This is a genomic window from Corynebacterium kroppenstedtii (assembly GCF_016894245.1).
Lineage (GTDB): Bacteria > Actinomycetota > Actinomycetes > Mycobacteriales > Mycobacteriaceae > Corynebacterium.
In genome coordinates this window covers 2,099,687-2,126,092 of the sequence record NZ_CP069792.1, presented here as the reverse complement: position 1 = coordinate 2,126,092, position 26,406 = coordinate 2,099,687, and the positions used below count along the sequence as shown (strand labels likewise).

Here is a 26,406-nt window from a genome sequence, read left to right as displayed (position 1 = left end):
GCGATGTATAGCCGGGATCGTTATGTTTCGCTGGGGAACGATATTTATCGACGTTCGTTCGCGATAATTCGTGACGAGAGTGATCTGAGTCGTTTTTCTGCCGACGAAGAGACCGTGGCGGTGCGGATGATCCACGCTGCTGGGGACGTGTCGTTGGCGGACGACATTGTGTTCTCTGACGGCGCTGTACGGGTGGGGCGAGCTGCCTTGGAGGCGGGGGCGTCGATTTTTACCGATGTCCGGATGGTGTCGAGCGGTGTGACTCGTCGGCGTCTCCCAGCGGATAACGATGTGGAGTGCCTGTTGAACACTCCAGGCGTTGCGGAAAAAGCACGTGAGTTGTCGACGACGCGATCGGCTGCGGCCTTTGATATGTGCGCGGATCGGTTGGGGGGCGCGGTGGTAGCCGTAGGGAATGCTCCTACTGCGTTGTTCCATCTGATGGATGTGTTGGCTGCGCGTCCTGAGTTGATGCGGCCGGCGGTGATTATTGGCATCCCTGTTGGTTTTGTGGGTGCCGCCGAGTCGAAGTCTGAGCTTGAGGAACGTGCCGAGTCGTTGGGAGTCGAGTTTATAACGGTTCGGGGGCGTCGTGGTGGTTCTGCGATCACGTGCGCTGCGATCAATGCTTTGGCTCGACGGAATGAGCTCATGGACGAGTCTGATACATCGATGAAGGACGACGCCATCAAGGGTGAGGCGGACTATCGGTGACAGAATCGGGACATTTGTATGGAGTAGGGTTAGGCCCGGGAGACTCAGGTCTGGTTACTATTGCGGCCGCGAAGATCATTGGATCCGCCGATGTGGTGGCTTTTCATGCTGGCACGCATGGTCATTCGACGGCGCGGAGGATCGCCGCTCCGTATTTGGCGAGTGACAATCCCCATCAGATTGAGGAGCTACTCACCTACCCCGTCACGACGGGCGTTGCTGATCATGCTGGCGGCTATGCGGGAGCTTTAGGGGAGTTTTACGTCAGTGCCACCGCTCGATTGGCTCATCACCTTGACCAGGGGCACTCCGTCGCAGTCCTCAGTCTCGGCGACCCCATGCTGTATAGCTCCTACCAACACCTCCATCGTGCACTAGCAGACCGCTACCCCACTACCGTTATCCCTGGGGTCACATCAATCACTGCTGCCGCAGCCTCCGTCGGACGCCCGTTGGTTGAAAAAGATGAAACGCTGGGGGTTATCCCAGGAACATTATCTGAAGATGAGCTGGTGCAGCGGTTATCGCAGTTCGACGGTGCCGTCGTTATGAAATTGGGCCGAACATTTCCGACGGTTCGCCGGGCGCTGGTGCGGGTCGGTCAAGCTGATCGTGCCTATGTTGTTGTGCGGGCCACGATGGATGGTGAGCAGGTCATTCCTCTGCTCGAGGTGGACCCCGCTGCCGTGCCGTATTTCGCTGTTGCTGTGGTGCCGTCACCGACTGATAGCGAATTGCGGCGGTCGACAGAAGGACCGACAGAAAGAAGTAAATGACAATGGAACACACATCAATGGGCGAGGTCGTTGTTATTGGGCTTGGGCCTGGCAACTCTGAGTGGATTACTCCGGAGGCGTCAGAAGAATTAGCCCAAGCCACCGATGTGGTGGGGTACTCAACCTATGTCAAGCGTGTTCCTGACGTGCCAGGCCAGCGGCGGCATTTGTCGGACAACAAAGTGGAAGCAGTTCGGGCGGCGATGGCTTTGGACATGGCTCGGAGCGGTAGCCGTGTGGCCGTGGTGTCTTCTGGCGACCCCGGAGTGTTTGCCATGGCTGCCGCCGTTCTAGAGACGGCAGATGATGATCAATGGCGCGACGTTCCGGTGAGAATTGTGCCGGGCATGACGGCGGCCCAAGCGGTGGCAAGCCGCGTGGGGGCACCATTGGGCCATGATTTTGGCATGGTGTCACTGTCGGATCGGTTGAAGCCATGGGATGTGGTGGTCAAACGCGTTCGTGCTTTGGCAGGCGCGGATATGGCCTTTGCTGTCTATAACCCGGCGTCGAAGTCGCGACGGTGGCAGGTCGGCGCCTTGCGGGACATCGTTCTGGAATTCCAGACACCAGATACCCCGGTCATCGTGGCCCGAGCCGTGGGGTCTGCGGATGAATCAGTAACCGTGACGACATTGGCGGAGCTTGACCCCGGTGTCGTGGATATGCGGACGATGCTGATAGTGGGAGCATCGACAACGCATGTGTACGACGGACCCGATGGTCGTCGCGTCTTTACTGCTCGGCATTATGAGGCGCCCGCTACAGACGACTGAGTTCCCACGCCAGGGGTATCAAAGATGACTGAGCGCTTCGACGGCTTCGTCTGCTGAGGTCACAACCCATGTGGCCGGTAGTGGCGGCCGATCAACGATGATGACTGGGATATTAAGGCTCCGCGCGGCCTCAAGTTTGGGATAGGTTGATCCCCCCGAGTTTTTAGTGACGACAACATCGATTTGATTGTCAATGAGCGTCTTCTTCTCCGAGGCGAGGCTGAAAGGGCCGCGGTCAAGAATAATGCGGTGTCGGGCCGGCAACGGCGCAGATGGTCGTTCGACGCTGCGGATGACGTAGAGGTTATCCGGGTCGTCGGCAAAAGGAGCGAGTTGCTGTCGGCCGATCGTAAGAAATATGTGAGCAAAACGTTGAGCCTTCAGAGCTGCCTCACGCATAGTGGCAACGTGGATCCACCGATCCCCCGGCTGCTCTTCCCAAGCAGGACGATGAAGCGCCAACAAGGGGACCTGCGTCGCACGAGCTGCCTCATATGCGGACGTGCTAATGCGCTCGGCGAAGGGATGCGTGGCGTCGACAATAACGTCAACATTTTCGTCGAGTATCCACCGTGCCAAACCGGATGGCCCACCGAACCCGCCGATACGAACCTCCCCCGCGGGAAGCCGGGGATGTTTCACTCGCCCAGCTAACGACGTCGTAATATGCCACCCTTTATTGACTAAAAGAGTAGCTAGTTCTCGAGCTTCAGCGGTTCCACCAAGTATGAGAGCGCGCATAGGTGAAGAAGTGTCCTTAATAGTCATTGAGCCGGAATCCACTCCGACGGCGGGCAGGCGGATTAGTCGTGGCTACAGGGGATGGTACGTCCGTGCGCATCGCGGGGCCGGTCGTCAGAATAAAGGAAACTATCGGGGAACTCATCTGCGGCCAAACTTTGTCCCACGATAATGACTGCGGTCCGCGTGATACCTTCCGCGGCAATATCGTCGGGTAGTTTGCTCAGCGTTGTGCGGAGAACACACTCATTCGGCCGAGAAGCGAATGCGACAACAGCCACCGGGCAGTCGCCACCATACGATGGGGCGAGTTCATCACTGATGCGCTGGGCATCGTGCGCCGCAAGATGAATGCACATCGTGGCACCATGCGAGCCCAATTCAGGCAACGACTCCCCCTCCGGCATAGATGACGCGCGCCCCGAGATCCTCGTCAAGATCACTGATTGCCCAATGGTGGGAACAGTCAGCTCATGGCCTAACGACGCAGCCGCGGCAGAGAAAGCCGGAACCCCTGGAACGATTTCATAGTCAATATCTCGCTCCACGAGACGACGTGCCTGTTCGGCTAGAGCAGACCACAGCGAGGGATCCCCCGATTGCAACCGAGCAACGTCCTTGCCCTCACTGTCGGCCTTCGCGATTGTCTCCACGATGGCATCAAGAGGCATTCGGGCAGTGTTAATAACATCAGCACCCTCGGGACAGTGCTCCAGAACCTCAGGAGGGACGATAGATCCAGCGTAGAGGCACACCGGGCACCGCCTGATCAATGAATCCGCCCGAAGGGTAAGCAGGTCAGCCGCGCCGGGCCCGGCACCAATGAAATAGACAGTCATGAATACACACCTTTTCAGCCAGTGGTATTTAAGCAGCAGAAGCACCGCTACGCGTTATACCACCGGTTTTGTTGTGACGAAACGAATAATAGGAAGAGCGGGCCGCCACGCATGGAACGATCCCAAGGCTGAATGATGAGAAACGTCAAAGCGCGTTAATGAACCACCCCACTTTTCCTGAAGCCGGAGCACCATCTGCTCCGACTCCACCGTGACAGCGTTGGCGACGAACCGTCCACCGGGACGCAATGCCTCCCAGGCACGATCAACTACTCCGGGGTGCGTCAGTCCCCCGCCGATGAACACCGCATCGGGGGACGGTAAATCGTCAAGGGCTTCGGGCGCTTGCCCGTGCACGACGGTTACCGGGTAGCCCAGTGAGTTTGTCGTAATTCGTGCAGCTCTCTCATGGACGTGCTCAATCACATAAGACTCTGCATCTCGCGCAACCCGGCACCATTCGACGCTGACTGAGCCTGATCCCCCACCGATGTCCCAGAGAACCTCCCCCGGGTGCGGTGCTAGGGCGGCCAGGGTCAGCGCGCGAATGTCGGATTTAGTCAATTGACCATCATTCGCGTAAGTCTGGTCCGGCCTACCAGGTACCCGGCTGAGCCCAACTTTCGTGGGCGTGATTGCCACGATGCACAAATTCGACTGGGCATCGAGCGCCTCAGGCTGACGCGCCGTAGAGACCGTATGGGTCTCATGAGACGACCCCAAATCTGACAAAAGATCAACCCGGGCGTCACCTAGCCCGCGGGAGCATAGATAGTCGCAGATATCCGCAGGTGAATGACTATCGCGGCACAAGATGAGGAAAGGGATTCCGTCGTCGCATAGTGGGCCGAGAATCTCTACGGGCTTGGTCAAGAGGCTCACCACTGGCGTCGTATTAAGCCCCCACCCTAAACGAGCACATGCCAAACTTGCCGACGATGCTGCCGGTATCACACTGAACGCATCGGGCCCCAGAATCCGCGCCAGCGTCGTACCGATCCCGAAAAACATCGGGTCCCCGCTGGCCAACACCACAACCCGGCGATCCGCGAGGGAGTCGAAAAATTCCGCGATGTGCGGAACCAGCGGTGACGGCCACGGTTTCTTCGTTGCCTGACAACTATCCGGAACGAGTTGAAGTTGCCGCCAGGACCCGACCACGACATCAGCGCTCGTGATGGCGCGGTGGGCGCGCTCCCCTATGCCGTCCATCCCATCGGCCCCAATACCGACGACAATGATCCACCCACTGCCGTCATGTCCCAATAATGGGTTGCGCCGGTGCGGGTTGGTGCCGGATAGGTGCGAATCTGATTCGTCACTGTCGCGTGGCGGGGTATCGACCGCCCTTAAAGGTGAGCTTGTCATGACAGTGCGCTCACTATTTTTCAGTCCGGACGAGGTCATGCGTTTGGTTATTGACTGACGTAGCACCGTCGTCGGTAATGATCAGAATATCCTCGATGCGGGCTCCCCACTCGCCTTCCAGGTAAATCCCTGGTTCTACCGAAAACGCCATTCCGGGTTCGAGGACCAATTCATTGCCTGTCACGATAAACGGTTCTTCGTGGGTGGATAGGCCGATACCGTGGCCCGTCCGGTGAATGAAGTTATCGCCATATCCCGCCGCGGTAATGACATTCCGGGCAATGGCGTCAATCTGGGCGGCGGATACACCGGGCTTCGCCGCTGACACGGCTTGCTTCTGCGCCTGCTGGAGGACATCGTAGATTTCTTGTTGCTTCTCGGTGGGCTCGCCCACAACATATGTGCGCGTGCAGTCCGAGTGATAGCCATTAAGTGTTCCGCCGATATCGACAACGACGACGTCGCCGGCGGAGATTATGCGGTCCGAGTATTCGTGGTGCGGATTCGCGCCGTTCGGTCCTGATCCGACGATGATGAAGTCGACGGCTTGGTGCTCTTTGAGAATGAGTTGTTCGATGTCGCGAGCGACATCACGCTCAGTACGGCCGTCGCGGAGCAGGCCCGGGACTGCTGCGTGGACTCGGTCGATGGCCTGGCCCGCTGCGGTGAGCTGCTCAATCTCGTAGGCGTCTTTCCTCATCAGCAGCTCTCGGAGCACAGGTCCGGCTAACACCCAGCGATAGCCGCGATCCTGCAGAGGAAGAAGATGATCAGCGGTCATCGTTGAGCCGACACCCACTGTCCCCGACGGAGTATCTCCTTCGTCATTGCTGGGGTTACTCGATGTCAGCACACGAATAACCGAGTCATGAGGATCTTGTCCATCGACCCAATAGTCGACTGTGACCTCAGATCGGGGAACGTAGCTATCCTCGATTTCTCCGCGTTCGACAGCTGGAGCCACCAGGACGGCACGGTCATGCGTAATAACAAGAGCAGTCAGGCGCTCGTGCGAAAACAAGGGCGTCCCGATGAAATACTCCAGCTCGACGCCTGAACCGAAAACGAGGCCCTCTAGCTGGTTGTCCTTCACCAACCGACGGGCCCGCTCAAGGCGGCTAGCGAAGGCCGCGTCACGATCATGCTCACTGTTCGTGCCCGACTGCGCTGCTGGAGAACCAGACACGTCGTTCGATGGATTGTCGCCAGAGGAAACGTCGTTTGTCGTTTGCGAAGTCGATTGAGTCATATCTAAGACACTACTAGGCATTTTTGGTGATCGCGTTTAGCTCCCCATGGCAACGACGCCTCGACGCATGGCCTCCACTGCTTGCCGAACATGCGCGCGAATATCGTTGGAATATCCTGCTGTTTTAATTTGGTTGAGCACGTCGATCACTTGACGACACGACCGGACAAAATCACCTGGTGTTAGAGATGCTCCGTTCGCCGCGGCGGCTTGAACGCAATATGCCAAAGGCGCACCGGCAGTCCACTGGTGCATCGCTGTGGACAGCTCGGTCTCAATCGGCCTGGTCATGGGGAGATGATGCCGCTCTTCATCGGTAACGATCTCCTCCCAGAGACGCTCAGTGTTTTCTATCGCCGTGGCTAACGGCTGCGTCGGGACCTCAACCTCTCCTGGAACCGACTTGCGGTTCTCGAAGACGCAGGTGCTCACCACTCCTGCGAGCTCAGCGGGATCCAAGTCATCCCAAATCTTTCGTCGCAAACACTGAGCAATGAGCAAATCCGACTGATTGTGAATCCGTGCCAGACGTAGGCCTTCTTCGGTTAATGACAAGTCATGGGTGTCATCGGAGCCTCCCTGAGTGGTGTCGCTGGAGGTCACCGCGCCGGGTTCGTCGTCGATGGGCGGATTCACATAGTCCATCTCACGCAGCAGTGCGATCATCCGATCAAAAGTAGAGACCAGCGTATCCGCATCAAGTACCCCTCTGGACGTGCCCGAACCCGGCTGTGCGTCCGATTGATCTGCTATTTTCTCCCGCGTGCGCGCTAAACGGACATAGGCACGGACGAGTTCTTCCCGGTTCTCCCACTTGTGCACTGGGTGGGCACGCAGCTCCTTCCGCAACGACTTGATTGTGGCGTTCTTTCTCACGCGGGCTTTGGGCTTGAGAGACCGAGGCCGATGAAAAGATTGACGACGGAACTCAGAGCGGATAAGTGAGCGCGCCCGCTTGGGGTGACGAGAAACATCTCGAGGAAGACGCATCCGCCCCACCGTCATGGGCACATTGCCCAGCTCATCTGCATGAAGCTGACCCACTCGTCCATCTTCCGTGATCACCATCGGTCGTGGATCCTGACCATCCGTATCTGGGGTTTCATGATCATAGTGTCGACGACGACCCCGATAGCGTCGCGACGAATCGTGACGATGATTGTTTTTGGATGATGCCTTACCCGCTCTAGCAGCTCTAACGCACACAGCCAACGCGGGGTTGCGCCCCTCGGGAAGCGCGATCACATCACCCACGGTGAGCGAACCGAGACAACGAGAGATTTCCTTGAACCGCTCTTTCCGGTTCTCTGCTTGGGTTTTCTTCTCCTCATGGGAGAGGTTTCTGCGAATAGCGACGTATTCTGCCAGTTTGTTTTCGGATCGGTGGCCGAGGATTTCCAGAAGCTCATCATGCTGAGAATCCACGTGACGCTGGTGAGCGCGTCGCTGATGAGCGCGAGCAACCACGTCCTCATTCGCTAAGAACTGAGCAAATGATCGCTCCAACAGGCGGTGGGATTTCTCAACACCCAGCGTATTGAGCAGATTGACGGACATGTTGTAGCCGGGGCGGAACGTCGAAATCAGCGGATAGGTTCGTGTCGACGCCAACCCGGCCACAGCTTCCGGATCCATCGACGGCTGCCATAACACCACGGCGTTCCCCAACACATCGATACCGCGACGCCCGGCGCGGCCGGTGAGCTGAGTGTATTGCGCAGGGGTGAGATCAACGTGGGCTTCGCCGTTGAATTTGACGAGTGATTCGAGGACGACGGTGCGGGCAGGCATGTTGATCCCGAGCGCTAGTGTTTCTGTGGCGAAGACGACTTTGAGTAAGCCACGCACGAATAGTTTTTCGACGATGTGCCTGAAGGCGGGCAGCATCCCGGCGTGGTGCGCTGCAATTCCTCGCGAGAGGTTGGTTCGCCATCGGCGAAACCCCATGAGGTCCAAGTCCTCGTGAGGGATGTCAGCGGTGTCGGCGTCGATAATGGAGAGAATTTCGCGTGCTTCTTCACGCGTGGTGAGCTGTACCCGTGCTGTGTAGCACTGGGCTAGTGCTCCTTCGCAGCCGGCTCGGGAGAAGATGAATATGATCGCGGGGAGCATGGACGCTGCCTGGAGCTGTCCGATCACAGCTGGGCGGTGTGGGCGCTTACGTCGGCCATTACTCCGCCGTTCCGCTGCCGCGCATCGTGAGACTAAGTCTGGGTTAATCGGAGCTGATAGTTCCTGCGTAGCGTCGTCATTGTCTCCCGAAAATAGCGGGACAACGGAGTTCCCTACCAGCATGTATTGGTGAAGTGGGACCGGTCGGTGCTCCCAGACGATGATGTCGGTGTCGCCGCGGGTCATCTTTATCCACTCGCCGAATTGTTCGATATTGGAGACGGTGGCGGAGAGGGCGACGATGGATACTGACTCGTCCAAGTTGAGGATGATTTCTTCCCATACTGGGCCGCGTTCTGGGTCGGCAAGGTAGTGAACCTCATCCATTACGACGTGGGAGAGGTTGTCCAAGGAGTCCGCGTCGGCGTAAATCATGTTCCGCAGGACTTCAGTGGTCATGACGATGACGTCGGCATCCCTATTGATGGAGACGTCCCCGGTCATCAGCCCCACACGGTCATCACCGTAGGTGGAGCGGAGATCGTTGTATTTTTGGTTCGATAGGGCCTTGATAGGCGTGGTGTAGAAACAGCGTTTGCCTGTTTCTAGTGCGAGAAATACGGCAAATTCTCCGACGATTGTTTTTCCTGAGCCCGTTGGTGCGCTGACGAGTACTCCGCGGCCCCGTTCGATGGCGTTACATCCGTCAATCTGGAATTGGTCGAACGGGAAATCGTGCTGGTGCGCGAAACGGTGGAAAATAGGAAGGTCCTCGGCTGACGCTTCGGTCACACTTCTCCTTGTCGATTGTCACTTGTTGATTGTGGTGTCGGTTATGAGGTTTGTGTTGCTGTGCGGTTGCTGCGCGTCCACGATGTTCGTGTGCACAATGTAGCCGTTAGAGGACGTCGTCGAAACTGCTGGATTGGATTGTGTCATTCCCGGGCTTACCGTCGTTGTCTCCAGTGGAATCGTTCCATGACCGCGGACCCCGACGGAGCGCTGCTGCTGGTGGGGCGTGGTGTGAGCCTGAGGTCGGAGATGCGTCAGAGGGTGCCGGGCTCGGCGTCGGTGTGGGCGGCTCGCTGGCCGACGGGGTGCCCGATGGAGCTGTCACGGGTGAGGGCTGCGGTATCGGCCCTGATCCACCCGCGGGGTGGGCATCTCCCCCGCCGGCAACACCTTTGCGCTGCCCGTCGTAAATTGATTCTGCTGCGGGGATAGATGATGGAGCAACCTTCAGGGGGGAGGCTTCGTCGTCACTCAAACCCTCCCACTCGGACACATGCCGGGCAACGCGGCGGTCATGGATTCGCGTGAATTGCAGGGCTAACTCCATAAGAACAACCAGTGTGAGGGCGAGGACCAGCATGGAAATGGGATCCTGTCCTGGTGTGGCAATGGCAGCGAAGATGAAGATCACGACAATCATGATTCGCCGCTTGTCCTTGAGCTGCTCATAATGCACAACCCCAGCGAGGTTAAGCATCGCAGTAAAAAGTGGTACTTCGAAACTCAAGCCAAATACGAGAATCAGTGCGATAACGAAATTGAAGTATTTCTCACCGGTCAGCGCGGAAATCTGAGTGCTGTCGCCCAAATGAAGCAGAACATCTAAGCCCATGGGGAGGACCAGGTAAGCAGCAACAACGCCCAAAACGAAAAGGAACCCAGCGATGGTCCCGACGGACAGCGTCCAACGTCGCTCGTTTTTCAAAAGTCCTGGGGTGATAAACCGCCATATCTCGATAAGCCAGATGGGACATGCCATAACAAGTCCTGCCAATCCGCCCATCTTCATTCGGAGCATGAACATTTCGAAAGGACTTGTGGCGAGAAGACGGCATTCCTTATCCGCGGAGAATGTTGCACGGGCCGATGGGGGTAGCGAACAATATGGCTCTTTGAGAATCTCGCCGAGACTAGGGAGCCGTGGCACGTGGAGGGGCCCGATGGCCCAGGCCGGGATTCCGTGTTCGTACCAGATAAACCCGATGATTGTTGTGACGGCAATGGCTGCGAGAGCCCGCAATAGCCGTGTACGGAGTTCGCGCAAGTGATCGACGATGGACATGGTTCCATCTGGATTCTTCTTGGCCTTGCGAGACACGCGTCCACCCTTGCTTACCGACGTTGATTGAGTCACGAGCACCTTGTCTTCCCCGTGGTTCTTATCACAAGTACCCGTGCCGAGATGCATTGGTTCCGCCACCATGAGCGTGACTGTCACTCTCTTTGTGAGGCGAATACATTCGGCGTTGGCGGTCACTGTGAGGAGAACAAGGTTCTCTCCTGCTCCAGCTACTGGGAACAGCTGTAGAAAACAGCTACAGAGAACACAAACGTGACAGTGTTATAACAATACTGTTTTGTGCCTTTAGGCGGGATGCTTCTTATCGTCCTTGGACTCCACCGTCACCGTTGGCTGAGGCGTATCGGTTGACGATGCTGAGGTGATCTCATCAGTTGTGGTCGACGCGGCCGAGGTCTTTTCTGCCTCTGCGCCATCGTTCTTCATTTCTGAGACTTCAGATTTAAAGATGCGCATGGAACGACCAACTGAACGCGCAGCGTCAGGGAGCTTTTTCCATCCAAAGAGGACAAGTATGACGACTGCGATGAGAACGAGTTCTGGAAACCCTAGGTTAGCCATGGTGTACACCTTACGACGTGTGGTGAGTAACGCAGAAGCCACCCCCGCAGCTTTGTTGACGCGCGGGCGCGACTGGACGGTGCCTAACGATACCGAAGTAATCCGTCTTCTGCACGGTCTCTTACGGAATCGCGCAGGTCCTTGGGCTCAAGAGGAATGATCGATCCTCCGTGCCTGAGTATGAAGCTGCGAATCCATTCGGGACGCCCGGGGACGTCGATAATAAGACCCCCTTTAAATTCAGAAACAGGCCATACATGTTCATAGTCGACAACCCACCGCGCCTCAGGGGCGACCCACACTCGGGCCCAATGCGGACTTTCCCGAAAACCGAAGGGATCAAGTGGATTAAGAGTGGAGCGTAAGCGGTCTCGCTTTTTAGCACTCAGTGTCGACGGTTCCCGTTGCTCCAGCGATTGGATTCGGTCAATGCGGAAGTGTCGAATCCTGTTTCCTGGAGCCTGCGGGTCGTTCGCGGACTGGTTGTCCCCCACGTCCGCGTGGTCGTGCGGGTCGGCCAGTGACAATCCTCGGAGATAGCTCACTCCAGCGACGACCATAATCGAGAGTGGATCGACGAGACGTGGTGTTGCTACCGCATCGCCGAGGGGATCTGCGTACGCGATGACGATGGTCGTGCGTGTGTTAACAGCGTCGGCAAGGTCGTTGACCAGTGAATTGCCGCCGCCTTGTGTTGCGCGAGCAATTGCGTCGGCATGATTGCCGGCCATCGTTCTTAGTTTGTCTTCGGTGCGATGAATGGCCTCGGCGTCGGCAATCCCCGGAATAGAGTCAATAGTCTCCAACGCCATGAGGATCGCGCTGGCTTCTTCCATAGTGAGTCCCACCGGCGCGGTCAGACCTTGATCCGCCCACAACGAGATGTGCCGGGGATCGGCGTCGATGTCGATCAAGTCCCCGCCGGATAATCCCGGAAGACCACAAAACGTGAGTTTGGTGATATCGTTTTTCAGCTGCGTCGGCGACATAGCCAGGTCATGGGCTGCCTCAAAGAGAGTGACCCCGGGATGCTGTCGGAGGTAAGGAACAATCGTGAGGAGACGTAATAGTTCCGTGTGGTGTTGATCCGAAATGCTCACCGCAGCTGGTGCATCAACGGAATGGTCGGTCTCGTTGAGAGGAGGCACACTCGACGGTAGTGCCCACGCTGTGGAGCTCGTTATTCCCGTAATCAGGGATTTCAATTGGTTTGCGATGGTAATCCGGTAGTCGCCAGGCTCCTCGACTACGATCTCCGGTGCTTCGGCCAGGACACACGACCGCAGCTGTCCCGCGTCATCATCAGCAATAACCCAGCGCGTGTCACTGCGTTTCTCCGGATGAAGGTTGTGGGAGCGTAAGAGCTCAATAATTCGCCGGCTATCGTCTGGTGACACGCTGATCACAGCGTGGGTAGATTGACCATTGCTATCGCGGTGAAGCTGTGACCGGACGAGCTCAGTCGGAGCAATAGCTGACCGTTGATCGGTGTGGGTAGCCGGGGTGTCGGTGTCTTGAATGGAGTTAATTCGAGCGAGTCGGAAGCTACGTGGCTTCTCGCGTTCACGGTCAAAGCACGCGAGGTACCACCGCCCACTTTCCGGCACGAGCGCCCATGGCTCAACAGTGCGCAGCGAGGGCTCGTCTTCGATCGACGGATAGTACAGAAACTGGACGACGGTTGACTCCGTGATAGCCCGCAACAACGTGGAAAAATCAGGACCCGTGAGGTCGGTACTATCGGGAATTCCATGTATCGGGGCTACCGTCCCCAGCGATCCCGCCGCCGAAAGTTTGACCCAGGCCCGTCGCCCCAATGCGGCCAAGTCCCCAGACAAGGCGAATTGACTGGCGAGGGCGATGACTCCCATCTCTTCTTGAGAGAAGTGGACGTCGACAGTTTGGGTGAAGTCCATCAGATAACCGTCATCGGTGGTGTCGATATCGAACCCGAGATCACGGAGTTGGGCAATGTCGCGGTTGAGCTTCCGCCTGCGCGATTCCTGCGATCCATCCTCGTAACCACTGACATGCTCGATAAGCCACTGACCATTGAGAGGTCGGGAAGAATCCTTGAGTGCGAGCACAAGGTTGATGAGTCGCTCGTAGGTGGCTTGGTTGCGCCGGGACGTCGAGCTGGTCTGAGAGCGGTCACTCGGTGGAGTCATGGCTAATCGCCTTGTACCTTATCGGTCAATAATCGAACTGATCATGTCATCGGCCCGCGAATCGTGCGCGGCAAAGGGGTCGAGGAGCGCAATGTCGTGGGGCTCTGGGCGGTTGATTTTCAGCCGTGTCCAATCGACAGACACGTCGGCATCGTTCTCCTGGGCGACACGGAGAAAATCTCCCCGCATTTTCGCTCGTGTGGTCTGTGGCGGTGTGTCGGTCGCATCGGTGATAGGCGAGTTCGCACCTTCCAGCCACCGTGAAACACGGCCACGCTCTTCAAGAGTCCGGAAAATACCTTTACCAGGCCGGATGTCGTGATACGCGTAGTCGATCTGTTGGAGTTTCGGATGAGAAAGGTCCCAGCCGAACTTGTCTTGATATCGGTCGATAATGCTCTTCTTGATTACCCAGTCAATATCCTTTGCAATCGACGATGTATCCCCAGAATCAAGGGCAGTGAGCACTTTTTTCCACATATCGACGACGCGCTGCATGTCTGCATTAGGTGTGCCATGCTGCTCCTCCGGGCGTTCGTCGAGCCACTGTTGAGCTTTGTCAGCGAAGGCTTGCTGGATGTCAAGAGCGCAGCTTGTTCGTCCCGATCGGAGTGGAAACTCTGCTCGCCCGGTGAGATCACGGCTGATATCACGAATAGTTTGTGATGGGTTAGCTATTTCCCACTCGTCGAAAGAGTAACCAGCTTCGAGCATCTCGAGGACGAGGAGCGCTGACCCGATCTTGAGAGCAGCCGTTGTCTCTGACATGGACGAGTCACCGACGATGACGTGGAGACGTCGGTACATTTCGGAATCTGCGTGAGGCTCATCGCGGGTGTTGATGATGGGGCGTGAACGGGTTGTTGCGGACGATACCCCTTCCCACACGTGGTCGGCACGCTGGCTCAACTGATAAACAGGGGTGGTGTCCCCATTGGTCAACCGCGAATGGGGACGCGCGATGTGTCCTGCGCCGCAGATTAATTGTCGGGTAATGAGGAACGGGATGAACTCTTGGCCCAGTTTTTTTAGAAGGATCGCCCGGCCCACAAGATAATTCTCGTGACACCCGTATGAATTCCCGAGGGAATCGGTGTTGTTCTTCATCAAATGGACCGTGCCCTCAATGTGTTGGTCGGCGAGGGCGTGCTCTGCTTGGTCAGCGAGCCGGTTAAGCGTTACTTCCCCAGCCCGGTCATAGATGAGCAGTTGATTGAGGCTATCGCATTCCGGAGTGGCGTACTCCGGGTGCGAGCCGACGTCGAGATATAGGCGTCCCCCGTTGAGTGTATAGATGTTGGAGCTGCGGAAACGGTCGACGATAGGCCGAAATAGTTGACGCGCAATGTCGTCGGGAGCGACCGCTTGTGCTCCGTCATGGGTACAGGTAATCCCGAATTCGGTTTCAATCCCCATGATCCGGCGGGAGAAAACGGCTTTGTCAGCGCTCACTGTCCACCCTTTTGAACGTAGGAACGAACGAATTCCTCTGCATTCGATTCCAATAATCCGTCGATTTCGTCAAGAAGATCGTCGGCACCTTGTCCCCTAATCTGTGATTGGCCGGCGGCATTCTCGGGTTCATCGGCGTTGTCGTCGCCGGGCTTGGAGCCGTGAATTTGCGATGATTTTTCCATGCTTAAAAGCCTTCTTAAGTGTTCTCACTATGCGTGATTTATTGTAATCTGACGATCTCAGTGCCCGTTATAACCTTATCGCGTATGAGTGGTCCATAATTGCCTATGACTCACAGATCATGAACTCGGCAGCGGCGAGACGTCGCAGACACCTGAGGATGCGAGATAACGCGTCACATCATCGATGCTCTTTGCGCTCTCGGTGATGTCGTAGGTTGCCGTGGCGTTGGCAGCTGTCGGTGAGCTCAGGTCGATCCGTTGTGGGTGAGCTGGTGTGACGATGAGATTATCCCAGTTCGCTGCGATGACCTCACTGGAAAACCGATCCACCAATCGTCCTCTGAGCCAAGCCCGGGTATCGGTGGGCGGCGTGTCGATCGCTGCCGTCACATCGTCGGGATCAACGAGTGTCCGGATCTTCCCTCGCCGAACCAGGGCGTAATAGAGCCCCTTCTCAGGATCGCAATCGCTGTATTGCAAATCAATGAGGGCCAGCCGGGGATCATCCCACTCCCCTGTCCCGCGCTGTCGAAAACCATCCAACAGTGCATATTTCGCCGTCCAATCGAGACGATCAGCCGTCGACAAGGGGTCGGACTCTAAGTCATCAAGGATCTCGCCCCAAACCTCTATCACTTTCTTTTCGACGTCGCTCAGGCTGATGATCTCGCGGTCTGCGGCATCGATCACACGATCGCGGTAGATACGCTGAATATCAATGGCGGTTCGCTCGGTCTTTCGGTCCTCCCCGCGCAGGGTCGCCGTACAGGTGAGGTCGCGTGAGACGCGATAGACATCGTCGACCGGTGATTCGAGAGCAAGGTCAGAGAACTCAACCCCGGCCTCGATGGCGTCGAGAACAAGTGACGTGGTGCCAACCTTGAGGAACTGTGAATACTCGGAGAGGTTAGCGTCCCCAATGATCACGTGGAGGCGCTTCCATTCGTCGGCATTGGAGTGCGGCTCGTCGCGGGTATTGATGATGCCCCGGTTCAGCGTGGTCTCAAGCGAAACCTTGGTTTCGATGTAGTCAGCACGCTGCGATAGTTGGAAACCGGCAGTATCCCCCTGCTGCCCAAGGCCGACGCGACCAGCTCCAGTCATAATCTGGCGCGTCACGAAGAAAGGGATCAGTCCTTGTTCAATCGTGGCCATATCTGTGTCGCGGCGATACAGGTAGTTCTCATGGGTTCCGTATGAGGCACCTTTGCCGTCCACATTGTTCTTGTAGGTCTTGAGATCCCAATGATCCTGATCTTGCCCGATGCCGGCCTGCGTAGCAGCGCGCGCAGCCCGGTGCATAATGATCTCACCGGCTTTATCCCAGATCACCGCCGACAACGCATCTGTGACCTCGGGAGATGAATACTCCGGGTGCGCGTGATCCACATAGAACCGTGCGCCATTGCGCAGAATGATATTTGCCGCGCCCATAGCATTGGGTTCCAACACGGGCGCGTGATTCATAGCGTATCGACGAAGATCAAACCCGCGCGCGTCACGAAGAGGCGATTCAGGCTCATAATCCCAGCGCGTCCGCCGAGCACCGAGCCCCAGCGCGTCGGCATACGACATGACAGCGGCCGTCGAGGTCAGAATAGGGCTGACTGCGGGGTTCTCGGGACACGAAATCCCGAATTCGGTTTCTGTCCCTATCACTCTGGGTTGGTTATGAAGCATCGGTATGTCCTTTGCCCGAATCGGTATCTGCTGGCTCGGTCGCCTCTGTCACGGTTGTGGTCTTCCGGTTGTGGCGCGCCACCGTTACCTCTGTGACACGCTGGCCTGTTCGCCCAGAGATCCGTGCCCATTCGTCGGGATTGGCGGTGTTGGGGAGGTCATCATTTTCAGCGAACTCCTGGTCAACTGCCGTTCTGACATCCTCGAGTGAGACACCATGATTGTCAGGCTGCCCCGACGCTAACGCTCGTTTCAGCGCATTCTTCTTTGCGCGGTCGACGATATTGGCAATCATCGCGCCAGAGGCGAAGTCACGGTAATAGAGCACCTCGCGGCTACCATCCACGAAAGTGAGCTCAACAAATTCATTATCCGAGTGCTGGGCATACATCCGACTACTGAGCTCATCGATCAGCGCAGCCACAGCAGCATGCCGGTCTCCAGTTTCCTCAACCAGGGCCGGATCCAACGGAAGCGTATCCACAAGATATAGCTCTGCGATTTCCCGCGCCGATTTTTCATCGGGACGCTCAACGCGGATCTTCACATCCAACCGACCCGGCCGAAGAATAGCCGGATCGATCATTTCCTCACGGTTAGAGGCACCAATAACAATGACATTGCGCAGGTCCTCAACCCCGTCGATTTCAGACAGAAGCTGTGGAACAACGGTATTTTCTAGGTCGGAGGAAATACCCGAGCCACGAGTCCTAAAGATCGCATCCATTTCATCGAAGAACACGATGACCGGCCGCCCGTCCTCAGCGATCGATCGAGCACGGTCGAAAATCTGCCGAATCTGCCGCTCCGTTTCGCCCACAAACTTATTGAGCAGCTCCGGGCCCTTAATGTTCAGGAAGTAACTCTCTCCCCCACTACCCATTTTTTCCGCTAACGAATGGGCCACAGCCTTGGCAATCAACGTTTTTCCGCAGCCAGGTGGGCCATAGAGCAAAACGCCCTTCGGCGGCTGGAGATCAAACTTCCGATACAAGTCAGGATGAGTGAAGGGCAGCTCAACAGCGTCATGAATCATCTCAATTTGGTTATGCAGACCCCCAATGTCCTCATAGGACACCTCGGGGATTTCTTCCAAAATAAGATTTTCGACGTCGGCCTTCGGGATGGATTCGAAGGCGTAGCCCGCCCGGTAATCAACGAGCACCTGATCCCCTGCGCCGACGTTTTTCTGCGACCACAACTCGTAGAGTGGCGCAGCAATCTTGAGGACGCGCAAATCGCCCATCGTATCAGCGACGACGACCCGGGAGCCGCCGGGTAGAAACTCTTTAACCACAGCGATATCGCCGAAATCACTAAAACCACAATGTTCGACGACTTCCTGCCCCTCTCCTAAACGAACGAGCGCGCCGGGCGTTAACTGCGAGGTATCCACCCCGGGAGCAACCACTAAACGCATCCGTCGATTAGACGTAAATACTTCGGCGGAATGCCCACCGGGATTAAGTTCTAGGAGGGTTCCGTACGTACTCGGCGGATCGGACAATGCCCGGATTTGTTCATTAAGAGCGTCTAATTTGTCGCGTGATGCCTTCAGCATCTCGACAAGCTTGGCGTTTCGTGTACCTAAGGTCCGATTGGCTAATTGTAATTCTTTCAGCGACGGGGTCGCTTCGCTGTTGCCGTCCTTTCGCGCGGTGCTCGGTGGTGTGCTGTGGGATGAGGTTTGTTGTGAAGCTGTCGTCATAACTACCAGTCTACAAAGACAATCAAGCTCTCTATCGGTGTCGGTTCTAACCTCTTTGAGGGCGAATGCTAAGCCCAGGCTCACCTGGATGTATGGCTTCGTCATACATCCTCATCGCGTGCCATTCCTCGAGATAGATACCTCTGAGATAACTACTTCTGGGGGCGACGCTTTGGCTTGGGAGGAACAGTGCCATCAGCCAGACGACGCGCCCACACCAGAAATGCTGTGTGCGCATTCATGCGGTGTTCAGGGCGGGTAGCTAGCCCATCGACCTTCCACTCGCGAACCAACGATTCCCACGCGCGAGGTTCCGTAAAGCATCCGCGGTTCCGGATTCCTTCCATGACCTTCATTAATTGGGGAACTGTCGCTACATAAGCCATCAACACCCCGCCAGGTAGGAGCAGATTCTGGCATGTTTCCAAGCACTCCCACGGTTCCAACATGTCCAGAATGATCCGATCGACGGGGCCATCGAGGTCATCGACGGTGACGTCGCGGAGATCACCTAGCCGGGGCTGCCAATTATCCGGCGCCGACCCCAAGAATTCGGAAACATTCGACAACGCATACTTCAGGTGATCGTCGCGAATTTCATAGGAAAACACCGTTCCGTGCCCCCCGACAGCGCGAAGAAGGGACAACGTGAGCGCTCCCGAACCAGCACCTGCTTCCAGGACTCTGGCACCGGGGAAGATGTCCCCCTCAATCACGATTTGTGCAGCATCTTTGGGGTAAATAACCTGCGCTCCGCGAGGCATGGACAGGACATAGTCCACCATCAGGTGGCGGAAACATAAATACTGGCCACCTTCGGTAGAAACAACCACCGTTCCTTCGTCCTTACCGATGATGTCGTCGTGAGCAATGGCTCCCATGTGCGTGAAGAATTTCTTCCCCTCGGCCAGCTCAATGGTGAAGTGACGACGCTTCGCGTCGGTAAGTTGAACGCGATCTCCGGGTCGAAATACACCCGTATAAGCCATTGAGCAAGCTCCTTCACGAAGAGAAATGACGGTTGCGCGTGAGTAGTCTCACGGTAGCTCACGGATAGTCTACGGGGTGCATGGGCGACGACGGTGATGCGCTAGGGTCATGGATCATGAGTGCTCGACGTCGTATGGCTTTATCCCCCTCCCGGGCAGGAGATTACCGGCAGTGCCCTCTTTTGTACCGGTATCGTGCCATTGATCGGCTTCCTGAGCCAAAGACGGTTGCGCAGGTCAAGGGCACTTTAGTGCACGCTGTATTAGAGAATATGTACGGCCAACCACGTCCAGAGCGCACGTATCCCAAAGCCACCAAAATGCTCAAACCGCATTGGGCACAGATGGTTGACAAGGATCCGGACCTAAGGAAACTCGTTCCTGATGACAAGCTTTTCCCCTTCTTAGTGGAATGCCGGTCCCTCTTGAAGGGGTATTTCGCCATGGAAAACCCCGAAAACTTCGACGCTGACGAGTGCGAAATGTTGGTGGACACCACGCTGCCTAATGGCGTTCCCGTGCGAGGGTTCATTGATCGTGTCGACGTTGCTCCGACAGGAGAAATCCGCGTGGTCGATTACAAAACTGGCAAGAAACCTATACCGCGGTTTAGCCAGCAGGCCGTATTCCAAATGCGGTTTTATGCGCTTGTGTACTGGCGTTTATTCAATATCATCCCGACGCAACTCCGCCTCATGTACCTCAAGGTGATGGATTCTATGTACCTGGCCCCTTCCCAGGTGGAGTTGGAGTACTTCGAACGGGATATTGGCGACCTATGGTCGAAGATCACCCGCGACGGGAAGATGGGCCGGTTTCTGCCCAAAGAATCCAAACTGTGCGATTGGTGCTCTTTTCAGTCTCTTTGTCCCGCCAAAGGTGGAACGGAACTGCTCTATCCGGGGTGGCCTGACGACGCGCGGAACTAGCGCCACGCGCTGTGCAGACGTTCGTGTGACCACTGAATAACATAGGCGCGTTTACCGAGTAAGGCGTGCAATACGAATATCCGTTGCCAGAATTGCTTCCGCACCCAATGCCGATAAGCGGTCCATAAGTTGGTTAGCGTCCTTGCGCGGAGCCATCGCGCGGACCGCGACCCAGTCATCGTCGGCAAGTGGTGAAACAGTGGGCGCAGATAAACCAGGTGTGAGCTTGGTAGCCTCAGCCAGGAGCGACTTCGGGCAGTTGTAATCAATCATGAGGTAATTCTTCGCATGCAGAATGCCCTCAATCCGTCGCAAGAGGATCTGGTGTTCATCAGTAACGGGCTGATTATGCCGGCCGACAATGATGGCCTCGGATCTACAAATCACGTCCCCAAACGGCGACAACCCCTGTTGGCGCAGAGTTCGTCCCGTGGAGACAACATCAGCGATGATGTCAGCTACCCCGAGACGGATGGAAATCTCTACCGCCCCATCCAATCGGATAACGTCGGCCTGGATGCCCCGCTTTGCGAGATCTGCACTGACCAGATGCGGATAGCTCGTCGCGATGCGCTTTCCCTCGATCTTGTTGAGATTCCACTCCTCATTCTCGGGGGCCGCGTAGCGGAAGGTCGACGCGCCGAAGCCAAGGGCGAGGAGTTCATCCACCCCATTCGCAGCAGAATCCGCAGCTAAGTCGCGGCCGGTGATTCCTAGATCGAGGTGGCCTTTGGCGACGTAGATAGCGATATCTTTGGGGCGGAGGAAGAAAAATTCCACGTCGTTTTGTGCGTCCCATGACGTGAGATCTTTGGAGTCTCGGCGCATTTTGTACCCCGCTTCCTCCAAAATGTGGGTGGCAGTCTGAGACAGGGAACCCTTGTTGGGAACGGCGACGCGAAGCATGGATTTAAACTCCTGAATGCAAAAAAGGAAGGTGGAAAATGGTGCGAACCAGGGGTGCCGTGGTTGCTGAAGGAATGTAGGTAGAAGGACTACAGATAGCGATAAATATCGTCCAAGGACAGACCGCGTTTGACTGCGATAACCTGTAGCCAGTAGAGCAACTGGCTGATTTCCTCAGATAGTTCGTCGTCTGACTGATATTCAGCGGCTAACCATACTTCGCCGGCTTCCTCAACAACTTTCTTTCCAAGGAAGTGGAGGCCCTTGTCGAGAGCTTCAACAGTTCCTGAGTCTTCGGGGCGCTGTTGTGCGCGGTCGGTGATTTCAGCGAAAAGCTCATCAAAATTCTTCACAGTCGTCATTCTTTCATATGCTCGCCGTGGCGTATGCACATCTAGAGTTCGTTCCATAGTTCGCGGAAATCGTCGATGCCCCACGCATGCCCATCGCGCGAAGCGAAACTGGTCACTCCGCGTAGTTCATGGAGGGTTTTTATTCCCTGAGGCAGCTCTAGGCCCGGCTCCACCGGAACGCCGAGGACACGGCATCCGGCCGCACGAGCTGCAGACATTCCGGTCGGTGAGTCTTCTACGACGAGGACGTCGTCGGGATTGACGTTCATCAGGTCGCATGCTCGCGCATAGCCGTCGGGATAGGGCTTACCGCGAGGGACCTCGTCCCCGGCTACCGACGTGGCAAAGAACGCGCCACCGATAACTGGTAAACAGTGATCCACCAACGAGCGGGCCGTGTTGGTGACCAGTGCTTGGGGGATACCCGTGTCGTGAATATCTTTGAGGAGCGTGGGAAAACCGGGCCGAAAGTCGAACCCCTCGGAAAGAATCTCGCCCATTCGCGCAAAAAACCACGTTTTCCAGGTGTCAATGAGTGCCGGGTTTGGGGTCTTCCCGGCGAATTCCAAGCATGCTGAAATGGTGTGTTCCGCAGTTCCGCCGACGGTGACCGCTCGTTGTTCGGGTGTGAGGTCTACTCCCATCAACGTGGCCATCTCGTAGGTGGCTATCCCCCATCGCGGTTCAGTATCGACGAGGGTTCCATCCATGTCCCAAGCAATCGCACGCATGCAACATAGTGTACGGAGTGGCACTGCACCGCAGCGCGAGGAGTTCATGGAATGGTGCGTCGTCTGGTTGTCACGATGGTCACAGTCGCGGCAACGAATTAGACGTTAAAGTACTTTGCCTCCGGGTGGTAAAGCACGAACGCGTCAGTTGATTGCTCAGGGTGCAATTGCAGCTCTTCAGACAACTCGACGCCGATCCGCTCAGGACGTAGAAGGTCCACCAGTGCCCGGCGCGATTCCAGGTCGGGGCATGATCCGTAGCCAAAGGAGTAGCGTGCTCCTCGGTATTTGAGGTCGAAGAATGCTCGGTCTTCGGTGCCGTCGTCGTCGCCGGCGTGGGTGCCGTCGGCGAAGGCGAGTTCGGCTCGGACGCGGGAGTGCCAGTATTCGGCAAGAGCTTCGGTCAGTTGGACGCCAATGCCGTGGAGTTCGAGGTATTCGCGGTAGTGGTTGTCTGTGAAGAGGACGTTGGCTTTGTCCGCGATGGGTTGCCCCATGGTGACGAGCTGAAGTGGGAAGACGTCGGTGTGCCCGGTGCGCTGGGCTTCGTCGCGTGAGCGGATGAAGTCTGCGATGCAGAGGAACCGTCCCCGTTGTTGGCGTGGGAACTCGAATGATGTCACGGGTTGTGCCGCGGGATCTGGGTTTTCTGCCTCGTCGGGCACGGGCAGGATGTGGACGGTGTTGCCTTCTGAGACAGCCGGGAAGTATCCGTAGACGACAGCCGAGTGGTTGAGGATTCCTTCTGCTTTGAGATCATTGATCCATGCTCTGAGCCGTGGGCGCCCTTCGGTTTCGACGAGTTCCTCGTAGGAGGGGCCGTCGCCGCCACGTGTTCCGCGGAGGCCCCACTGGCCCATGAAAAGGGCGCGTTCGTCGAGGCAGGTGAGATAGTCTCTCACGGGTAGGCCTTTGACTATGCGTGTGCCCCAGAATGGTGGGGTTGCGATGGGGGTATCGGTGGCGACGTCGGAGCGATCAGGAATGACGGTAGGGGTGCTTTCTGCTTTCCGCTTTGCGGCGATCTTTCGTGAGCGTTCGTGCCTGGCTTTCCGTTCTTCTTTCTTTTTTTGTGCGCGTGTGGCAGCGGCGATTTGTTCTTCGGTGAGTTCTCGCTGTGAGCCGCGCTTCATGGACATGATCTGATCCATCAAGTTCAGGCCTTCGAAAGCGTCGCGCGCATAGTGGACATCGCCCTGGTAGAGTTCGTCGAGGTCATTTTCGACGTAGGTGCGAGTCAGTGCTGCTCCGCCGAGGAGGACGGGATAGGTGGCTGCGCCGGCTGTGTTCATCTCGAGGAGGTTGTCTTTCATGACGACCGTCGATTTCACTAAAAGTCCGGACATGCCGATGACATCAGCGTGGTGCTCAGATGCTGCGTGAAGGATGCTGGAAATTGGTTGTTTGATGCCCAGGTTAACTACGTCGTAGCCGTTATTGGACAAGATAATGTCCACGAGGTTTTTCCCGATATCGTGGACGTCTCCTTTGACCGTGGCCAGGATGATCTTGCCCTTGGAGGCGGAGTCGTCGGTAGCCTCCATGAACTGTTCAAGGTGGGATACGGCTGTTTTCATTGTTTCAGCTGATTGCAGCACGAAGGGAAGCTGCATCTGGCCCGAGCCGAAGAGGTCTCCGACTACTTTCATGCCAGACAAGAGATCTTGGTTAATGATCTCGAGGGGGTCTTTGTCAGCCCGGGCGAGATCGAGATCAGCTTCAAGTCCGTTCTTTTCTCCATCGATGATGCGCTGCGCTAGCCGCTTAAAGAGCGGGAGTGCCTGCAGGGCCTCTGTCCGTGCGTCCTTGGCATCGGCGGCCGAGACGCCTTCGAATAATTCCATGAAGGTTTGCAGCGGATCGTAATCCTCTGGGGCCGTTCCACCTCGTCCTTCCGTTCCACGACGGTTATAGACCATGTCCAGGGCGACGGTGCGTTGATCGTCATCGATACGGTTCATCGGCACGATCTTGCTGGAGTGGGCAATGGCTGTATCCAGCCCGGCCTCGATACATTCATTCAGAAAGACTGAATTCAAGACTTGGCGTGCTGCCGGATTAAGCCCGAAAGAAATATTCGACAGTCCCAGCGTGGTGTGGATGTCGGGGTGACGTGTGGTGATTTCGCGAATGGCGTTGATCGTTTCGATACCATCGCGCCGGGTCTCTACTTGTCCGGTCGAAATCGGGAAAGTAAGGCAATCGACGATGATGTCGCTTTCGCGAAGCCCCCACCGCGTGGTGATGTCCGAAATAAGGCGTTCAGCGATCTCAACTTTCTTCTCCGCAGTCCGCGCCTGCCCCTCTTCGTCGATAGTGAGAGCCACTACCGCCGCGCCATGTTTCTTGACCAGTGACATAATCCGGTCATAGCGTGACCCCGGGCCATCACCGTCCTCAAAATTCACCGAGTTGATCGCGCATCGGCCACCAAGATGCTCAAGTCCCACACGAATAACATCGGGCTCCGTCGAATCCAACATGATCGGCAGCGTTGAGCTCGTCGCCAAACGACTCGCAAGCTCGGCCATGTCTTGTGTCCCATCACGGCCCACATAGTCGACGCACAAATCAATCATGTGGGCACCATCGCGAGTCTGGGCCTTAGCGATATCCAAACACTTATTCCAGTCGCCCTCGAGCATCGCAGTGCGGAAAGCCTTTGACCCATTGGAGTTCGTCCGCTCTCCGATCATGGTGATTCCCGTGTCCTGAGTCAGCGGCACAGTTGAATATAAGGACGAGACATTATCGTCGACACCGTGGTGGCGCGCCGGGCGTGTGACGGCGGGAGACTCCGTGTCATTCTGTTGTGAGGACGGCGAACCGATTACGGCGTCGCGAACGGCGGTAATGTGCTCGGGGGTTGTACCGCAGCAGCCACCGACCATGGACAGTCCATAATCACGCACGAAGTGGACACTGGCCGTGGCTAGTTCGTCGGGAGTTAAAGGATAGACAGCCCCGTTGGCCCCGAGCTCTGGCAAGCCAGCGTTCGGCATGACTGATACCGGCATGGGTGCATGGGCGGATAAATACCGCAGGTGTTCATTCATCTCGTCGGGGCCGGTTGCGCAGTTCATCCCGATGACGTCAATGCCTAGGCGTTCCAGGGCGGTGAGAGCTGCGCCGATTTCTGACCCCAGCAGCATCGTGCCGGTCGTTTCTACCGTTACGTGACACATGATCGGTAAAGGCGTGCCGCAATCTTGGAAAGCTTGCTGTACGCCATGCACAGCGGACTTTACTTGCAAGAGGTCTTGTGCGGTCTCGATCAGGATGGCGTCTGCGCCACCGCGGACTAATCCGCGGGCTGCTTCCGTGTATGCATCGCGGAGATCTGAGAACGGAGCATGCCCGAGTGTCGGAAGCTTTGTTCCCGGGCCTAATGACCCAAGAACGAAGCGCCTCATGCCTTCCCGCCCCGGCCCCATGTCGTCAGCAACCGATCGAGCGATCTGGGCGCCGGCGTATGCAATCTCCTGAATGCGATCTTCGATACCGTAGTCTGCAAAATTGGGAAGGTTGCAGCCGAAGGTATTTGTTTCTACAGCATCGGCTCCCGCTTCGAAGTATCGGCGGTGAATGTCGGCCAGGATGTCGGGACGGGTGATGTTGAGAATTTCGTTGCATCCCTCGAGTCCTTGGAAATCTGCGTCTAAGTCAAGCTCAATAGCTTGAAGTTGCGTCCCCATAGCTCCGTCACCGATAAGTACCCGGTCATGGAGGGCCTGGAGAAACTCGGAACTCGTAGGATTCAAAGGTTGACACTCATCACTCACAGATAGACAGCTTAGTCTATTGTTGGGGTGCTCGACCAAATCCGGCGGTGATTTACAGTTTCAGCCCAAGCAGAGCATCGACACACCCGGCAACGAGAGCTGCAGCGGGTGAAAGATGAGAATATAAAGCAGAAGGGTCATCACCGCGCTGATGGGTTGCGGGTAACAGGTCTACAGTAAGTTCCCCTGATGCATGTGAGTGCGCTCCGCACCGCTGGGTACCCGCCGTTGCGGACGCAAGCTCCACAGACTTGGCATCCGCTTCGCTGTCTTTCCCGTCGTCCAGAATAGTGAT

At 56.6% G+C, this 26,406-nt stretch carries 19 protein-coding genes and 1 pseudogene; 3 read left to right on the top strand and 17 right to left on the bottom strand.

What is annotated here, in order from left to right; translation table 11 throughout:
- Positions 1 to 3 precede the first annotated feature (3 nt).
- Together I6J23_RS09145 and cobJ are read left to right on the top strand one after the other, a co-directional pair.
- The gene (locus I6J23_RS09145; protein ID WP_204583044.1) at positions 4 to 714 is read left to right on the top strand and encodes a precorrin-8X methylmutase; all 711 of its coding nucleotides are present in this window, start codon (positions 4 to 6) and stop codon (positions 712 to 714) included.
- A pseudogene (gene cobJ, locus I6J23_RS09140) lies at positions 711 to 2,266 on the top strand (precorrin-3B C(17)-methyltransferase). Before I6J23_RS09145 ends, cobJ begins: the two are co-directional and overlap by 4 nt.
- An 18-nt stretch (positions 2,267 to 2,284) precedes the next feature.
- On the opposite strand, the gene I6J23_RS09135 reads toward cobJ, so the two are convergent.
- The 13 genes from I6J23_RS09135 to I6J23_RS09075 all read right to left on the bottom strand — a co-directional run bounded on the left by I6J23_RS09135 (position 2,285) and on the right by I6J23_RS09075 (position 19,410).
- Complete coding sequence (locus tag I6J23_RS09135; protein ID WP_204581805.1) at positions 2,285 to 3,007, bottom strand: cobalt-precorrin-6A reductase; 723 nt, start codon at positions 3,005 to 3,007, stop codon at positions 2,285 to 2,287.
- 62 nt (positions 3,008 to 3,069) lie between these two features.
- Positions 3,070 to 3,846, bottom strand: a complete 777-nt coding sequence (gene cobM, locus I6J23_RS09130; RefSeq protein ID WP_204581804.1) for a precorrin-4 C(11)-methyltransferase — start codon at positions 3,844 to 3,846, stop codon at positions 3,070 to 3,072.
- Positions 3,847 to 3,900: 54 nt separating this feature from the next.
- Positions 3,901 to 5,214 carry a precorrin-6y C5,15-methyltransferase (decarboxylating) subunit CbiE gene (cbiE, locus tag I6J23_RS09125; protein WP_204581803.1) on the bottom strand — a complete coding sequence of 438 codons (1,314 nt, stop codon included), beginning with the start codon at positions 5,212 to 5,214 and terminating at the stop codon, positions 3,901 to 3,903.
- A 13-nt stretch (positions 5,215 to 5,227) separates the two neighbouring features.
- Positions 5,228 to 6,463 (bottom strand): M24 family metallopeptidase, encoded by a 1,236-nt coding sequence (locus tag I6J23_RS09120; protein WP_239454901.1) that lies wholly within the window; start codon positions 6,461 to 6,463, stop codon positions 5,228 to 5,230.
- 36 nt (positions 6,464 to 6,499) lie between these two features.
- Entirely contained in the window at positions 6,500 to 9,367 is a 2,868-nt protein-coding gene (locus I6J23_RS09115) for a DEAD/DEAH box helicase (protein WP_204581801.1), read from the bottom strand.
- A gap of 106 nt (positions 9,368 to 9,473) precedes the next feature.
- Positions 9,474 to 10,721 (bottom strand): twin-arginine translocase subunit TatC, encoded by a 1,248-nt coding sequence (gene tatC, locus I6J23_RS09110; protein ID WP_204583043.1) that lies wholly within the window; start codon positions 10,719 to 10,721, stop codon positions 9,474 to 9,476.
- A 231-nt stretch (positions 10,722 to 10,952) separates the two neighbouring features.
- On the bottom strand, positions 10,953 to 11,228 hold the full coding sequence (gene tatA, locus I6J23_RS09105) for a Sec-independent protein translocase subunit TatA (protein WP_204581800.1): 276 nt from the start codon (positions 11,226 to 11,228) through the stop codon (positions 10,953 to 10,955).
- 83 nt (positions 11,229 to 11,311) lie between these two features.
- Positions 11,312 to 13,396 carry a WYL domain-containing protein gene (locus I6J23_RS09100; protein WP_204581799.1) on the bottom strand — a complete coding sequence of 695 codons (2,085 nt, stop codon included), beginning with the start codon at positions 13,394 to 13,396 and terminating at the stop codon, positions 11,312 to 11,314.
- Positions 13,397 to 13,414: 18 nt separating this feature from the next.
- On the bottom strand, positions 13,415 to 14,848 hold the full coding sequence (gene pafA, locus I6J23_RS09095) for a Pup--protein ligase (protein ID WP_239454899.1): 1,434 nt from the start codon (positions 14,846 to 14,848) through the stop codon (positions 13,415 to 13,417).
- The gene (locus I6J23_RS09090) at positions 14,845 to 15,033 is read right to left on the bottom strand and encodes a ubiquitin-like protein Pup (RefSeq protein WP_046202329.1); all 189 of its coding nucleotides are present in this window, start codon (positions 15,031 to 15,033) and stop codon (positions 14,845 to 14,847) included. Before I6J23_RS09090 ends, pafA begins: the two co-directional genes overlap by 4 nt.
- A gap of 117 nt (positions 15,034 to 15,150) precedes the next feature.
- Complete coding sequence (gene dop / locus I6J23_RS09085; protein WP_204581798.1) at positions 15,151 to 16,713, bottom strand: depupylase/deamidase Dop; 1,563 nt, start codon at positions 16,711 to 16,713, stop codon at positions 15,151 to 15,153.
- Complete coding sequence (gene arc / locus I6J23_RS09080; RefSeq protein ID WP_204581797.1) at positions 16,703 to 18,421, bottom strand: proteasome ATPase; 1,719 nt, start codon at positions 18,419 to 18,421, stop codon at positions 16,703 to 16,705. Before arc ends, dop begins: the two co-directional genes overlap by 11 nt.
- Positions 18,422 to 18,573: 152 nt before the next feature.
- Entirely contained in the window at positions 18,574 to 19,410 is an 837-nt protein-coding gene (locus tag I6J23_RS09075; protein WP_204581796.1) for a tRNA (adenine-N1)-methyltransferase, read from the bottom strand.
- Between the two features lie 80 nt (positions 19,411 to 19,490).
- On the opposite strand from I6J23_RS09075, the gene I6J23_RS09070 reads away from it, so the two are divergent.
- Positions 19,491 to 20,339 carry a RecB family exonuclease gene (locus tag I6J23_RS09070; protein ID WP_239454898.1) on the top strand — a complete coding sequence of 283 codons (849 nt, stop codon included), beginning with the start codon at positions 19,491 to 19,493 and terminating at the stop codon, positions 20,337 to 20,339.
- A 51-nt stretch (positions 20,340 to 20,390) separates the two neighbouring features.
- Here the strand turns inward: I6J23_RS09070 and hisG are convergent, their stop codons facing one another.
- The 4 genes from hisG to metH all read right to left on the bottom strand — a co-directional run bounded on the left by hisG (position 20,391) and on the right by metH (position 26,024).
- The gene (gene hisG / locus I6J23_RS09065) at positions 20,391 to 21,245 is read right to left on the bottom strand and encodes an ATP phosphoribosyltransferase (protein WP_204581795.1); all 855 of its coding nucleotides are present in this window, start codon (positions 21,243 to 21,245) and stop codon (positions 20,391 to 20,393) included.
- An 89-nt stretch (positions 21,246 to 21,334) separates the two neighbouring features.
- Positions 21,335 to 21,598, bottom strand: a complete 264-nt coding sequence (locus tag I6J23_RS09060) for a phosphoribosyl-ATP diphosphatase (protein WP_046202429.1) — start codon at positions 21,596 to 21,598, stop codon at positions 21,335 to 21,337.
- Positions 21,599 to 21,639: 41 nt separating this feature from the next.
- Entirely contained in the window at positions 21,640 to 22,329 is a 690-nt protein-coding gene (locus I6J23_RS09055) for an HAD family hydrolase (protein ID WP_204581794.1), read from the bottom strand.
- 98 nt (positions 22,330 to 22,427) lie between these two features.
- On the bottom strand, positions 22,428 to 26,024 hold the full coding sequence (gene metH / locus I6J23_RS09050; protein WP_430516401.1) for a methionine synthase: 3,597 nt from the start codon (positions 26,022 to 26,024) through the stop codon (positions 22,428 to 22,430).
- Positions 26,025 to 26,406: the final 382 nt, after the last annotated feature.